Annotated in this window: 10 protein-coding genes; 9 read left to right on the forward strand and 1 reads right to left on the reverse strand. The window is 63.7% G+C overall.

Features of this window, described 5'->3' with window-relative positions; genetic code table 11:
* The first annotated feature begins 46 nt into the window (after positions 1 to 46).
* The 9 genes from ccmI to EJ076_RS15725 all read left to right on the forward strand — a co-directional run bounded on the left by ccmI (position 47) and on the right by EJ076_RS15725 (position 11,849).
* A complete protein-coding gene (gene ccmI / locus EJ076_RS15685) occupies positions 47 to 1,186 on the forward strand; it encodes a c-type cytochrome biogenesis protein CcmI (protein ID WP_126068494.1) in 1,140 nt (379 codons plus the stop codon).
* A gap of 8 nt (positions 1,187 to 1,194) precedes the next feature.
* Positions 1,195 to 1,638 (forward strand): cytochrome c maturation protein CcmE, encoded by a 444-nt coding sequence (ccmE, locus tag EJ076_RS15690; RefSeq protein ID WP_126068495.1) that lies wholly within the window; start codon positions 1,195 to 1,197, stop codon positions 1,636 to 1,638.
* 23 nt (positions 1,639 to 1,661) lie between these two features.
* Complete coding sequence (locus EJ076_RS15695; RefSeq protein WP_126068496.1) at positions 1,662 to 3,653, forward strand: heme lyase CcmF/NrfE family subunit; 1,992 nt, start codon at positions 1,662 to 1,664, stop codon at positions 3,651 to 3,653.
* On the forward strand, positions 3,650 to 4,117 hold the full coding sequence (locus tag EJ076_RS15700; protein ID WP_126068497.1) for a cytochrome c-type biogenesis protein: 468 nt from the start codon (positions 3,650 to 3,652) through the stop codon (positions 4,115 to 4,117). Before EJ076_RS15695 ends, EJ076_RS15700 begins: the two co-directional genes overlap by 4 nt.
* A gap of 131 nt (positions 4,118 to 4,248) precedes the next feature.
* The gene (locus EJ076_RS15705; RefSeq protein ID WP_109663335.1) at positions 4,249 to 5,802 is read left to right on the forward strand and encodes a Do family serine endopeptidase; all 1,554 of its coding nucleotides are present in this window, start codon (positions 4,249 to 4,251) and stop codon (positions 5,800 to 5,802) included.
* A gap of 325 nt (positions 5,803 to 6,127) precedes the next feature.
* On the forward strand, positions 6,128 to 6,802 hold the full coding sequence (locus tag EJ076_RS15710; RefSeq protein ID WP_164548653.1) for a response regulator transcription factor: 675 nt from the start codon (positions 6,128 to 6,130) through the stop codon (positions 6,800 to 6,802).
* A 7-nt stretch (positions 6,803 to 6,809) separates the two neighbouring features.
* Positions 6,810 to 8,285 carry a HAMP domain-containing sensor histidine kinase gene (locus EJ076_RS15715; protein WP_126068498.1) on the forward strand — a complete coding sequence of 492 codons (1,476 nt, stop codon included), beginning with the start codon at positions 6,810 to 6,812 and terminating at the stop codon, positions 8,283 to 8,285.
* Complete coding sequence (locus tag EJ076_RS15720; protein ID WP_126068499.1) at positions 8,285 to 11,311, forward strand: bifunctional [glutamine synthetase] adenylyltransferase/[glutamine synthetase]-adenylyl-L-tyrosine phosphorylase; 3,027 nt, start codon at positions 8,285 to 8,287, stop codon at positions 11,309 to 11,311. The genes EJ076_RS15715 and EJ076_RS15720 overlap by 1 nt, the downstream gene beginning before the upstream one ends.
* A 58-nt stretch (positions 11,312 to 11,369) precedes the next feature.
* A complete protein-coding gene (locus EJ076_RS15725; protein ID WP_109663338.1) occupies positions 11,370 to 11,849 on the forward strand; it encodes a hypothetical protein in 480 nt (159 codons plus the stop codon).
* 45 nt (positions 11,850 to 11,894) lie between these two features.
* On the opposite strand, the gene EJ076_RS15730 is transcribed toward EJ076_RS15725, so the two are convergent.
* Positions 11,895 to 14,216 (reverse strand): PAS domain-containing sensor histidine kinase, encoded by a 2,322-nt coding sequence (locus EJ076_RS15730; protein WP_126068500.1) that lies wholly within the window; start codon positions 14,214 to 14,216, stop codon positions 11,895 to 11,897.
* Between the last annotated feature and the right edge of the window lie 143 nt (positions 14,217 to 14,359).

Here is a 14,359-nt window from a genome sequence, read left to right on the forward strand (position 1 = left end):
GAAACCTGTGTTGGCACGGCAGAGCTCTGTCGTTATTGGAAGAACCATGCTGTTCTGGGTCATAGCCGCAATTCTCACGCTGGGTGCAAGCTTGGCGGTGCTGCTGCCACTGGCCGCCAGCTCGAAGGGCGCGTCGTCGAGCGGTGATCACGATCTCGAAGTTTATCGCGACCAGTTGTCCGAGCTTGACCGGGACGCCGCGCGTGGCTTGATCCAGCCGGCGGACGCCGCCGAGGCCCGCGCCGAGATCGCTCGCCGCATCCTTCGCCTTGACAATGCGGGTACGGCAGGCGGCGGATCTGTTGGGCGAGCGTCGGTCGCGGCAAGGCTGGTGGCAACCGCAGCTGTGCTGGCTGTTCCGCTGGTCAGCTGGGGCCTCTATGTCAAGCTCGGCTCTCCTGATCTGCCATCGCAACCACTCAGCGAACGGTTGGCCAAGAATCCGGCCGACAGTTCGGTCGACGAACTGGTGGCGCGGGCCGAAGCCCATCTGGCCGCCAATCCTGCCGACGGCAGGGGTTGGGATGTGCTCGCACCGGTCTATCTGCGCATGCAGCGCTTTTCCGACGCGGCGGCAGCCTATCGCAACGCCATTCGCCTCGATGGCGACAGCGCTGTTCGCCAGGCCGGTCTTGGCGAGGCAATCGCCAGCGCGGCAGGCGGCATTGTCTCGGCCGATGCACAGGATGCCTTCGAGGCGGCCTTGAAGCTCGATCCGGCCAATGCGAAGGCCAGTTTCTACTTGGCCATGGCGCTGGCGCAGGAGGGCCGAACCAAGGAAGCAGTCACTGCCTGGCAGGCGATGCTGGGCAAGCTGCCGCCGGAGTCGCCATGGCGCGGTGCATTCGAGCAGGCGCTGGCCAAATCCGGCAGCCCCGAAGTCGCTTCCGGCGGCACCACCAACGGGCCCGATGCCGGCGATATCGACGCCGCATCCTCGATGTCGCCGCAGGATCGGGAAGCCATGATCAACACCATGGTCGCCGGCCTCGACGACAAACTGCGACAAAATCCGCGTGACGCGGAAGGATGGATGCGGCTTGTTCGTTCTTACGTCGTGCTGGGCAAGGTCGATCAGGCGCGTGAGGCGCTCGGTCGTGCCATTGCCGTCTTCGGAGCCGACAGTGACGAGGCGAAAAAATTCACCGCCGTTGCCGCCTCGCTTGGCCTGACGGCGACGGAGTAGAGACAGACATGACGCGCAAACAGAAACGATTGTCGGTGATCGCGGGCGGGCTGGCTTTCCTGGGCGCGGCCACCGGGCTGACCTTCTATGCGCTTGGCCAGAAGGCGTCCTATTTCTACATGCCGGCCGACCTCACCACCGCCAGCGTCATGCCTGGCCAGCGTATCAGGCTGGGCGGATTGGTTGAAAAAGGCACGATCCAGCGCGGGCAGGGGGCGACGGTTGGCTTTTCGGTCACCGACACGCACAAATCGGTCAAGGTCACCTATACCGGCATCCTGCCCGATCTTTTCCGTGAAGAGCAGGGCGTAATCACCGAAGGCACGTTCGGCCCGGATGGCGTCTTTGTTGCCGACAGCGTGCTCGCCAAGCATGATGAGCGCTACATGCCCAAGGAAGTGGCCGATGGCCTCAAGGCCAAGGGCGTCTGGCAGGAGAGCAAGAGTGAATAGCTCTGGCAGGAGAGCAACAGTCCATGGTTGAAACCGGACATTTCGCCCTGGTGCTGGCGTTTGCGCTTTCACTGGTGCAGACGTTTGTGCCGCTGTTTGGCGCCCGCCTGAACAACCAGCGCCTGATGGCCGTCGGCGGGCCGGTCGCGGTCACCGGCTTTGCCTTGACGGCGCTGTCCTTCGCAGCACTTGCGAGTGCTTATGCAAGCTCCGACTTCTCGGTGGCGAGCGTGTGGGAAAATTCGCATTCGCTGCAGCCATTGATCTACAAGATCACCGGAACCTGGGGCAATCATGAAGGCTCGATGCTGCTCTGGGTGCTGATCCTGACCTTCTTCGGCGCGCTTGTCGCCGCCTTCGGCTCCAATCTGCCGGCGACGTTGCGCGCCAACGTGCTTGCGGTGCAGGGCGCGATCGGCGCCGCCTTTTTCCTGTTTATCCTGGCGACCTCCAATCCGTTCATCCGGCTCAATCCGGCGCCGATCGAAGGCCGCGACCTCAACCCGATCCTGCAGGACCTAGGCCTCGCCATTCACCCGCCGTTTCTCTATCTCGGCTATGTCGGCTTCTCGATCTGCTTTTCCTTCTCGGTCGCCGCCCTCATCGAAGGGCGCATCGATGCATCCTGGGCACGCTGGGTGCGGCCGTGGACGCTGGTCGCCTGGATGTTCCTGACCGGCGGCATCGCCATGGGATCGTACTGGGCCTACTACGAGCTCGGCTGGGGCGGTTTCTGGTTCTGGGATCCAGTCGAGAACGCCTCCTTCATGCCGTGGCTGGCAGGCACCGCGCTGCTCCATTCGGCCATCGTCATGGAAAAGCGTTCGGCACTGAAGATCTGGACGCTGCTGCTCGCCATCCTGACCTTTTCGCTGTCGCTGCTCGGCACCTTCCTGGTGCGCTCGGGCGTGTTGACCTCGGTGCATGCCTTCGCCACCGATCCGACGCGCGGCGTCTTCATCCTGTGCATCCTGACGTTGTTCATCGGCGGCTCGCTGGCACTGTTTGCGCTGCGGGCCTCCCGGCTGACGGCCGGCGGCCTCTTCCATCCGATTTCGCGCGAAGGCGCGCTCGTGCTCAACAATCTGTTCCTGACCACGGCGACCGCGACTGTGCTAGTCGGCACGCTCTATCCGCTGGCCGTCGAAGCCTTTTCAGCCGACAAGATCTCTGTCGGAGCGCCATTCTTCAATCTGACTTTCGGACCGCTGATGGTGCCGCTGCTGCTGGTGGTTCCGTTTGGGCCGCTGCTGGCCTGGAAGCGCGGCGATGTCTTCGCCGTCGCGCAACGCCTGATGGTGGCGTTCGCCGCGGCCCTCCTGGCGACGCTTGTCACCGCTTTGTTCATCGATGGCGCCTCGGTGTTTGCAGCCCTGGGCGTCGGCCTTGCCGTCTGGCTGATCCTCGGCGCGCTTACCGACCTCGCCGTCAAATCTGGGGTCGGCAATGTTGCCGCGAGGATCATGGTCAAGCGCTTGCTCGGCCTGCCGCGTTCGGTCTTTGGCACCGCCTTCGCCCACCTTGGGCTTGGGCTGACCACGCTCGGCATCGTCGGCACGCTTTGCTTCGGCACCGAAAAGATACTGTCGATGCATGCCGGCGAGACCGTCGAACTCTCCGGCCATACGCTGCGTTTCGTCGGGCTCTATCCGGCCCAGGGACCGAACTACGCCGAGGATCGCGGCCGCTTCGAACTGATCGGCGTCAGCGGCAGTCCTGTCGGCGAAATCAGCTCGGCCAAGCGGTTTTATCCGGTGCGGCAGATGACGACGACGGAATCCGGCATCAGGACCATCGGCTTCTCCCAGCTCTACATCTCGCTCGGCGACGAGGGCAAAGACGGTTCCGTCGTGGTGCGTCTGTGGTGGAAACCGCTGGTGACATTGATCTGGGGCGGCGGCCTGATGATGATGGCGGGCGCGGCGATGTCACTGATGGACCGGCGCCTGCGCGTCGGCGCGCCGTCGCGGCGGCGCAAGCAGGTGAGCGCGGTGACGTCCGCGGGTCTGCCATGAATGCACGGCTTTCGCTGACCTCGATTGTCCTGCTGCTGGCGCTGTCCTTTGCCGGCACGGCCCTGGCGGTGAAGCCTGACGAGATGCTGCCTGATCCGGCGCTGGAGGCGCGGGCGCGGGCGCTGTCGGAAGGCCTGCGCTGCATGGTCTGCCAGAACCAGTCGATCGACGAATCCGACGCCGACCTTGCCCGCGATCTGCGCGTCCTTGTGCGCCAGCGCCTCGTCGCCGGCGATACCGACCAGCAGGTGATGGATTACGTCGTGTCGCGCTACGGCGAGTTCGTGTTGCTGAAGCCGCGTTTCGACCTGCGCAATGCGTTGCTGTGGGGCACACCTATCCTGCTCTTGCTGGTTGGCGGCGTTTTCATCGTGCTGACCGCGCGGTCGCGCCGCACGCTGGCAACAAAATCCTTGTCCGCCGAAGAACAGGCGGCACTGGACACCATATTGCGCCGCGACTGACGCCACGGTCGCTGCCAAACATTACCAAAGTTTCATGTGTCGGAAATGGCGCTGTAATGTGCGCCTCTCTAATTCTCTTTTCCTGAGGATGCCGATCAAGCAGCGTCCGTTTGAAAGAGGATAAGAAATCCATGAATATTGCCCCCAATTCATATTCCGTCACCCGCAAGCGTCTCATGGCTGCCGTCGCGTCCATCGCCGTGGCCGGTGCTATCGGCGTTGGCGCGCTGACCAGCGGAACCAGCCCTGTTCTGGCTGACGCCGTGCGCGTCGAGGCGCCGCAGGTGCCGGGCTTCGCCGATGTCGTCGAGCGCGTTTCTCCTGCCGTCGTCAGCGTCAAGGTCAAGGCCAAGATCCAGCCCGCGGCCGATGACGGCTCGGATCAGGGCGACGATCCGGACGGCATGAACAACATGCCCGACAATCCGCAGCTGCGCCGCTTCTTCAAGGAATTCCGTGGCTTTGGCGACCAGAACGGCCAGGGTGGCGGTAACCGCCGCTTCAACCACCGCGACCACAACAACGACCAGCCGCGGCCGGTTGCTCAAGGGTCCGGCTTCTTCATCTCCGATGACGGCTATCTCGTCACCAACAATCACGTCGTTTCGGAAGGCTCGGCCTTCACCGTGGTGATGAATGACGGCAAGGAACTCGACGCCAAACTGATCGGCACCGACCCGCGCACCGATCTCGCCGTGCTCAAGGTCGACGGTGTCGGCAAGTTCACCTATGTCGACTTCGCCGACGATTCCAAGGTTCGCGTCGGTGACTGGGTGGTGGCCGTCGGCAATCCGTTCGGCCTCGGCGGCACCGTCACTGCCGGCATCGTCTCGGCCCGTGGCCGCGACATCGGCGCCGGCCCTTACGACGACTTCATCCAGATCGACGCTTCGGTCAACCGCGGCAATTCGGGTGGCCCGACCTTCAACCTCAACGGCCAGGTCGTCGGCATCAACACCGCGATCTTCTCGCCGTCCGGCGGCAGCGTCGGCATCGCCTTCGACATTCCCGCTTCGACCGCCAAGCAGGTCGTTCAGGACCTGATGAAGAGCGGTTCCGTGCAGCGCGGCTGGCTCGGTGTCGAAATCCAGCCGGTCACTTCCGACATCGCTGAGTCGCTCGGTCTGAAGTCCAACAACGGCGCGCTGGTTTCCAGCGCCCAGGACAACGGCCCAGGAAAGAAGGCCGGTATCACGGCCGGCGACGTGATCACCCAGGTCGAAGGCAAGGACGTTGCTTCGCCGAAGGAACTGGCCCGGCTGATCGGCGCCTATTCGCCTGGCAAGTCGGTCGATGTCACCGTGTGGCGCGACGGCAAGAGCCAGACGGTCAAGGTCGATCTCGGCACGTTGCCCTCAAGCGACAAGCAGGCGTCTGCCGACCAGCCGCAGCCCGCCGCTCCGGCCAAGCCAGATTCGCTCGCTGATCTCGGCCTGACCGTTACCAAGTCCGAAAACGGCAAGGGGCTGGTGGTGACCGATGTCGACCCCGACAGCGACGCCGCCGATCGCGGCATCCAGCCCGGTGACATCATCACGTCGGTCAATTCGAACGAAGTGAACGGCATCGAAGACGTCACCAAGGCGATGGCCGAAGCAGTCAAATCCGGCCGCAAGGCAGTGCTGATGCAGATCACCCACGACGACGCCAATCGTTTCGTCGCGCTGCCCGTCGCCAAGGGCTGACGCTGGCTCCGGAACCGGAGTTCGGTTTCGGAAGCTGTTCGACTTTTCCAGTGCGGCAGTTTCAAACACCCCCGAGCCGCCGCACGGGAAAGCATGGAGGAGCGCGCGTTAGTCAGTCATCGCGCTCTCCCCCGGCGGCAGCGGGCCTCCCATCGCCCGCTGCCGCACAATTCAAAAGCGCTTCTGCGGTCTAACGCAACAACATCGGGAGCGAGGACTTATCGCGCACGGCTTCGGATGATCTTGATCGCGATGCGCTTTGGCAAAGGCCACAATGCAGATGTCTGCCACTCAACCTTCCGGCGAAATCGCGTATAACAGCCCTATGAAGATTCTCGTCATAGAAGACGATCGCGAGGCTGCGGATTACTTGCAGAAAGCCTTTACCGAGGCCGGTCACACCGCGCATGTCGCCGGCGACGGCGAAACCGGCTTCGCGCTCGCCGATGCCGGCGACTATGACGTGATGGTCATCGACCGGATGATGCCGCGTCGCGACGGCCTGTCGGTCATCGCCGGTCTGAGATCCAGGGGCAACACGACGCCGGTGCTGATCCTGTCGGCGCTCGGCGAGGTCGATGACAGGGTCACCGGCCTCCGCGCCGGCGGCGACGACTATCTGACCAAGCCCTATGCCTTCTCCGAGCTTCTGGCCCGCGTCGAGGTGCTGAACCGTCGCGCCAGCGCCAAGGAAGCGGAAACCGTCTACCGCGTCGGCGATCTCGAACTCGACAGGCTGTCGCATTCGGTGCGTCGTGCGGCGCGCGAGATCACGCTGCAGCCGCGTGAATTCCGCCTGCTCGAATATCTCATGCGTCATGCCGGCCAGGTGGTGACGCGCACTATGCTGCTCGAAAATGTCTGGGACTATCATTTCGATCCGCAGACCAATGTCATCGACGTCCATGTCTCGCGACTGCGCGGCAAGATCGAGAAGGGCTTCGACAAGCCCATCCTGCACACGGTTCGCGGCGCCGGCTATATGCTGAAGAGCGGCTAGCAGCAGCATGGCTCTTTCCGTGCCAGCCATCATGAAGACGACGGCAGCGCGGCTTTCGGCGCTCTACCTCCTGCTCTTCGCACTCTGCGCTGTGGCGCTCGTCTTCTACATGACCTCGCTGTCGGCACGCATGCTGACGGCGCAGACACAGGACACCATCAATGACGAGGTGCTCGGTCTGGCTCACGCCTATCAACGCGGCGGCCTGCCGGTGTTGGTCCGTGTGGTCGAGGCGCGCTCACGTCAGCCCGGCGCCAATCTCTATCTCATCGCCGACGCCAACGGCCAGATTCTGACCGGCAATGTGCAGAGCCTCGAACCTGGCGTTCTCGAAGCCGAAGGCTGGACCAGCAGCCCTTTCTCCTATCAGCGCTTTGGCGAAGGAGAACTTGAGCGTCTGCGCAATCTGCCAGCCGAGCAGGGTAGCACCCAATCCGAACAGAGCGATGCGCAGGCGCAGGGCGAAAAGGGCCACAACGCCATTGCGCTGGTGCTGCGGCTGCCGAACCAGATGATCATGCTGGTCGGCCGCGACCTCGGCGAGCCGGAGCGGTTCCGCGCTGTCATCCGCCGTGCTTTGATGCTGGCGCTCGGCATGATGGGGCTTGGCGGACTGCTAATCTGGTTCTTTGTCGGCCGCGCCGCGCTGAAGCGCATCGACAGCGTGTCGGAAGCTAGCCGCCGCATCATGGGCGGCGATCTGTCGGGCCGGCTGCCGGTGACCGGGGCCGGTGACGAGTTCGATCGGCTCTCCGAAAACCTCAATGCCATGCTGGCCAGAATCGCCACGCTCAACGAGGGTCTGAAGCAGGTTTCCGACAACATCGCGCATGATCTGAAGACGCCGCTGACCCGGCTTCGCAACCGGGCCGAAGTGACGCTTTCGGGCAAGCACAAGACATCAGACTACCGGCAGGCGCTGGAAGGCACCATCGCCGAGTCCGACCAGCTGATAAAAACCTTCAACGCCATCCTGATGATCTCCCGGCTGGAGGCTGGCTACTCGTCTGAAAATACGAACCGCGTCGATCTTGCGGAAGCCGTGCGCGATGTCGTCGAGCTCTATGAGCCGGTGGCGGAGGAGGCGGGCGTCTCGCTCGAGGCAGATGTCCGAGAGGCGACCTTCGTCAACGGCAACCGCGAACTGATCGGCCAGGCGCTGTCGAACATCGTCGACAACGCCATCAAATATTCGACCGACGCCACCGCCCAGCCGGCCGTACGCGTGGCACTTGAGCGGGTCGGTGCGGGCGTTCGGCTGTCGGTCGCCGACAATGGCCATGGTATTCCCGACGACGGCGACCGCGCCCGTGCGACGGAACGTTTCGTGCGGCTGGAGAAGAGCCGTTCGCAGCCGGGTTCCGGTCTTGGCCTCAGTCTCGCCAAGGCCGTCATGACGTTCCACAATGGCCGGCTTGATCTCTTGCCTGGCAATCCCGGATTATCCGTGGTCATGAATTTCCCGGCACGGGAGGATCACTGATGAGCACGGCTGCAAAGCGGGCGGCGACGGATTGGCTGCTGAAGCCGGCGGCCAGGCTTGCTCCGCTGGATGAAGGCCATGCGCGGCAAGAACTGGCCGAGATCGCTTCAGCGGCGCGGGAAGAAGGGCTGACGCGGTTGGCCAAGTTCCTGGCCGGCAAAGGGGAGAGCCAGGATTTCCTCGCCGCCGTTTTCGATCTGTCTCCGTTCCTGCGCGATACGGCACGCCGCCGGCCGCGGATACTGGACGGCCTCTTCGACCAGCCCGTCGAGGCTCGGCTGAAAGCGATCGGCGCCACCATCGACCAGGCCTATCTCGCCGAGGCGGTCTCGGAATCCAGCCTGATGATGGAGCTGCGTCAATGGAAGGCCGAGGCGCATTTCCTGATCGCGCTGGCCGATCTTGCCGGCGAAGCCGAAACGGCGCTGACGGTGCGGCGGCTGAGCGACCTTGCCGATGCCTGCACCCGCGCCGCTGTCGACTTCCTGCTGCGCGACGCACATGGCCAGGGCAAGCTCAAACTGCGGGATCTCGACAATCCGTCGAAGCAATCGGGCTGGATCCTGCTCGGTATGGGCAAGCTCGGCGCGCACGAGCTGAATTTCTCGTCCGACATCGACCTTGTGGTTTTCTTCGATCCGGAAGCGCCCGCTGTCGCTGATCCCCTCGATGCCACCGAGCTGTTCTCGCGCTTGACGCGCCGCCTGGTGCGCATCCTGCAGGACCGCACCGAGCACGGTTATGTCTTCCGCACCGATCTGAGGCTCCGCCCCGATCCCGGTTCGACGCCGCTGGCGATCCCGGTTGAGGCGGCACTGCGCTACTATGAGGCACGCGGCCAGAACTGGGAGCGCGCCGCCATGATCAAGGCACGTCCGGTGGCCGGCGATTTGGCCGCGGGCGTTGCCTTCCTCAAGGAGTTGCAGCCCTACATCTGGCGCAAATACATGGACTACGCGGCGATTGCCGACGTCCATTCGATCAAGCGCCAAATCCACGCCCACAAGGGTCATGGCGAGATCGCCGTCAAGGGTCACAACGTCAAGCTCGGGCGCGGTGGAATCCGCGAGATCGAGTTCTTCGTCCAGACCCAGCAACTCATCGCCGGCGGACGCTTCCCGGAACTGCGTGGCCGCGAGACCGTGCCGATGCTCGGCCAGCTCGCCGCACGCGGCTGGATCACCGCCGATGCGTGCGACGCGTTGGCTCGTCAATACTGGTTCCTGCGCCGCGTCGAACATGCCGTGCAGATGGTTGCCGACGAGCAGACGCACACGCTGCCGGAAGACGATGAAGGACTGGAACGCATCGCCCGCATGCTCGGCTTTGCCGATGCTTCTGCCTTTGCCCTGGCGTTCCGCGCCTCGCTGCAGCAGGTGGAACGTCATTACGCGGCTCTTTTCGAAACCGCGCCGGAACTGTCGACGGGCATAGGCAATCTGGTGTTCACCGGCGATGTCGACGATCCCGATACGTTGCAGACCTTGCACGGCCTCGGCTTTCAGCGGCCAAGCGACATCTGCCGCGTCATCCGCGGCTGGCATTTCGGCCGCTATCGCGTCACCCAGTCGGCGGAGGCGCGCGAGCGGCTGACGGAACTGACGCCGGCGCTGCTGCGCTCCTTCGGCCAGACGCGCCGGGCGGACGAAGCCCTGATGCGCTTCGACGAGTTTCTCGCCGGCCTGCCGGCCGGCATCCAGCTGTTTTCCCTGCTGCAGTCCAATCCAGCCCTGCTGAAGCTTCTGGCGACGATCATGGGTGCCGCGCCCCGGCTGGCGGCGATCATCACGCGCCGGCCGCATGTTTTCGATGGTCTGCTCGACCCGGCCTTGCTGACAGAACTGCCGGACCGCGCCTATCTGTCGGCGCGGCTTTCCGCCTTTGTCGAGGGCGACCGGCTTTATGAGGACGTGCTCGACCGGTTGCGCATTTTTGCCTCCGAGCAGAAATTCCTGATCGGTGTCAGGCTGCTCGCTGGCTCGATCGATCCGGCTCGGGCCGGCCGCGCCTTTTCCGACCTGGCGGATCTCACCATCGAGGCGGCGTTGCAGGCGGTGACGGCCGAATTCGCGGCGCGCCATGGCACGATTGCCGGCGGCGTGGTTTCGCTGCTCGGCATGGGCAAGCTTGGCAGCCGCGAGCTGACCGCCGGATCGGATGTTGACCTGATCCTGCTCTACGACCACGCGCCGGACGCCGAGGAGTCCGATGGTGACAAGCCGTTGGCGCCTTCGCACTACTACACCCGCATGACGCAGCGGCTGATCGCGGCCGTGTCCGCGCCGACGGCGGAGGGGGTGCTCTACGAACTCGACCTGCGCCTGCGGCCATCCGGCAACAAGGGTCCGGTGGCCACCCACATCGATGCCTTCAAGAAATACCAGCGCCAGGAGGCCTGGACCTGGGAGCACATGGCGCTGGCCCGCGCCCGCGCCATTGGCGGCGACGCCAGCTTGTGCGGTGAGGTTGAAGCGGAAGTCGCCGCCGTGCTTGGCCAGCCGCGCGACGCGAAAAAGGTGATGGCCGAGGCCTCGGACATGCGCGCCATGATCGAAAAAGAAAAGCCACCGCGCGATCTGTGGGACATCAAGCTGATTCCCGGCGGCCTCATCGATCTCGAATTCATCGCTCAGGTGGCCGTCATCACCGGCCAGGTCGATGCCGGGCCGCGTGCCCCGACCGTGCCAATTGCACGTGCCCCGGCCGTGCCAATTGCACGTGCCCCGGCCGTGCCAATTGCACGTGCCACCGGCACGGCCGAGATCCTGTCGCGTCTTGCACCGGGCTTTGCCGATGCCGAGGTCAGGCAGGCGCTTGGCGACGCCTACGCGCTCTATCTGGCGCTGACCCAGATGACGCGGCTGTGCCTCACCGGAGCCTTTGAGCGCGACGATGTTCCGCCGGGGCTTTCGGATCTGCTTCTGGCGGTGACCGACCTGCCAGATTTCGGTGTGCTGGAAGCACACCTCAAAGAGACGTCGCAAAAGGTCAGGAAGGATTTTGATCGTTTGCTTCGTACGAGATGACCGCGACGAGCGGCTATCTCGGACCGCATCGGGGGTGACGATGCAACAGGAGAAGATCATGAGAAAGTCAACGAAACTTGCCCTTGCCTTCGTAGCCTTGGCCGGCGCCGTCGGCACCACGGCCTATGCCGAAAACAATGCCAGTGAAAAAATGCGTGAGGGCACGATGATGCGCCTCAACAAGGCGATGAGCGATTCCGGCGGCACCATCACCTTCGATCAGTTTTCCGGCGCCATGAACGCGCGGCTGAAGAAGCTCGTCGCCGACAATGGCGGCAAGCTGACCGTCGCCCAGCTTGCCGATGCGCTTGAGAAAGCGCGTTTCGAGCAGATGGCCAAACGCATTATCGCCCGCTACGACACCAAGGGCGACGGCACGCTGACCACAGACGATCTCACCAGTCGTGAGAAGAAGGTCTTCGCAATGCTCGACAAGAACAATGACGGCAAGATCGAAAAGAGCGAATTGCCGAAGGGCGGCCGCTTCGGCCGCCACCGTCAATGGAGTGACGACGGAGACAACAGCGATATGCAGTGAGGCTGTCTGGAGCAGGCTCCGGCGGTGTCAGTCAGAGCCTGCTGCTCAGGCCGCGACCCTGATGGCCGGCACGGTCTTCTTCACCGGAATGCGCACCGATACGATCGTGCCGACACCTTCGGTCGAACGGATCTTCAGCGCGCCGCCCTGGAGTTCAGCCAGCGAGCGCGAGATGGCGAGGCCAAGGCCGGACCCGGCGTGGCTCTTGGAGAACTGGTTCTGCACCTGTTCGAAGGGCCGTCCGAGCTTGCCGAGCGCATCCTTGGGGATGCCGCAGCCATTGTCCTCGATCGTCAGCACCAGCGCGCCGGATGTGTTGCGGGCCCTGACCGATATGTGGCCGCCTTGGCCGGTGAATTTCACCGCGTTGGACAAAAGGTTGATGACGATCTGCTTGATCGCCCGGCGATCGGCGACCAGCGTCAGCGCGTCGGCGATGCGGGTTTCCACGGTGATGGCCTTTTGCGCCGCTTGCAGCGAAACGACGCGAACGGTTTCGCTGATCAGCGGGCCAAGGTCGATCTCTTCCCGGTCCAGCGAGAACTGGCCGGCCTCGATCTTGGACATGTCGAGAATGTCGTTGATGACCCCCAGCAGATATTTGCCGCTGCTGTTGATGTCGGTGGCATATTCCTCGTAGCGCTCCGATCCGAGCGGGCCGAACAGCCCCTGTTCCATCAGTTCGGAGAAGCCGATGATGGCGTTCAACGGCGTGCGCAACTCATGCGACATGTTGGCCAGGAATTCGGATTTCGCCCGGTTCGCCGCTTCGGCCCGTTCGGTTTCCTTCATGTATTTGCGGTTGAGGTCGACCAGTTCGCGCGAACGCTCTTCTTCCGCCCGGCGGGCGAGGCTGAGATCATGAATCGTCGCCATCAGCCGGCGCTCGCTGTCGACCAGCTTCTCTTGGTGCAGCTTGATCTGGGTGATGTCGGAACCGACCGAGACGATGCCGCCATCCCGGGTCTTCAGTTCGTTGACCTGCAGCCAGCGGCCATCCGCCAGTTGGCGCTCGAAAGTGGCGCCGCCTTGCAGTCCGCTGGTGTTGGCAAGCCGCCGTTCGGAAGCAAAGGCCAGCATGCGTTCTTCCAGTGCCGCACGCGTGACGCCCGGCATGACGTCGCGGTCCGAAAGCCCGTTGTCCTGCTGGTATTTGGAATTGCACATGATCAGGCGCTGCGCCGAATCCCACAGCACGAAGGATTCGTTGATATTCTCGATCGCCGTTCTGAGGCGAAGGTCGGCCGCCTCGGAACGCAACGCCAGATGACGCTGTTCGGTGACATCGACGGCGATGCCGATCAATTGGATCTCCGGGGCTTCCGGATCGATGACTTGTGCCCGGGCACGCATCCAGACCCATTGGCCGTCGGAATGCCGCATCCGGAACACCTGGTCGATATGGTCGATCTCGCGTGCGACAATTCTGTTGGCGAGCTCGAACAGGTCGCCGTCTTCGGGATGGATGATCTGATCGACCTCGCCGAAGGACAGCATCGTGTCGCAGGGCTTGTAGCCGAGCATGTCGTACATCGAGCGCGACCAGTACATCTTGCCGCGCACCATGTCCCAGTCCCACAGGCCGCAGCGGCCGCGCACCAGGGCCATGTCGATGCGCTGATGCGCTTCGAGGTAGATGCGGTCAGCCGCCTGCGCACGCGCCGCCTGGCCGAAATAGGCATAGAGGATGACGATCAGCACTCCGGCCGTCAGCACGAACAGGGTGACGTTCAGCGAAACAGTCTTGCGCCAGCCATCGAAAACCGCGTCCTGCGGCACCAGGGCCGCCGACGCACCTTTCTGGCCATTCGCCAGGCTGACCGCCGCGTACCAGTCGCGTCCGTCGATGTTGACGTCCATGACGCCGGCGCGATCGCCGAACATGAACAATGGCTGGCCGCCTTCGACGAGGCCGTCGAGCGAATGGCCCTGCCATGGCACCGAGCGCGGTGTCACCGCGACGATCTTGAACGCACTGTCGGTGATGACGAGCACATGGCTGCGGCCCATCGCGCCCTGACGGCTGGTGGTCTCCAGCAGATCCTGGATGGCGCCGGGCACCGTGTCCGAGGTGGTGGCGAGCGAACTGGCCAGCTGGCCAGCCGCCAGCGTCAGGATCGCCTTGGCATTGCGCTCGACATCGTCGCGCTCGTTCATCAGCGACAGCACGCGCAGTGCCGCGATGACGATCAGGAATGTGATGATCAGGACGGGTATCGATCGGCGCAGCAGCGGCTCGGCGGCCAGAAGCCGCCGGTAGGCCGGTTCGGCGATGAGCCGCGTATTCCCAGCAAGGCCGTCGCTGCGCGTCTCACGATGCGCAAAAGCCGTCCCTCCGGGCGCGCCCCACGCGTCCGCCTTCGCCATAAATGGCACTCCCCGAATTTGCCTATGCTGCTTGTTGATCCGGCAAACGCCGCACATCCGAATCGTCAGTAAAGAATCAAAGGTGATTCGCCTTGTCCAGTGGTCCGGCGAAAAAAGATTAAAAATCGACTAAAATAACGCTG

Source organism: Mesorhizobium sp. M7D.F.Ca.US.005.01.1.1 (assembly GCF_003952545.1).
Lineage (GTDB): Bacteria > Pseudomonadota > Alphaproteobacteria > Rhizobiales > Rhizobiaceae > Mesorhizobium > Mesorhizobium loti.